Below are 220 nucleotides of genomic sequence, written 5' to 3'. Positions count from 1 at the left end.
GGTGTGACACCTGACCGTCCGATTTTGATCGACCGTTTCCTCGGACATGCAACAGAATGTGAAGCAGACGCGATCAGCGACGGCACACATGCGTTTGTTCCGGCGGTTATGGAACATATCGAGCTTGCGGGAGTACATTCCGGAGATTCGGCATGTATTATTCCTTCTAAAAATATTTCGGAAGAAAATGTAAAGACGATCAAAGAATATACGAGAAAAA

1 protein-coding gene is annotated in these 220 nt (G+C 45.5%); it reads left to right on the top strand.

Annotation, left to right across the window (positions count from 1 at the left end; genetic code table 11):
- Positions 1 to 220 (top strand): hypothetical protein (locus NE668_RS10155; protein WP_256196943.1); only part of this gene is annotated, 220 nt, incomplete at both ends.

Source organism: Veillonella parvula, assembly GCF_024461875.1.
GTDB classification, from domain to species: Bacteria; Bacillota; Negativicutes; order Veillonellales; family Veillonellaceae; genus Veillonella; species Veillonella parvula_I.
This window is presented reverse-complemented; position numbering and strand designations above follow the sequence as displayed.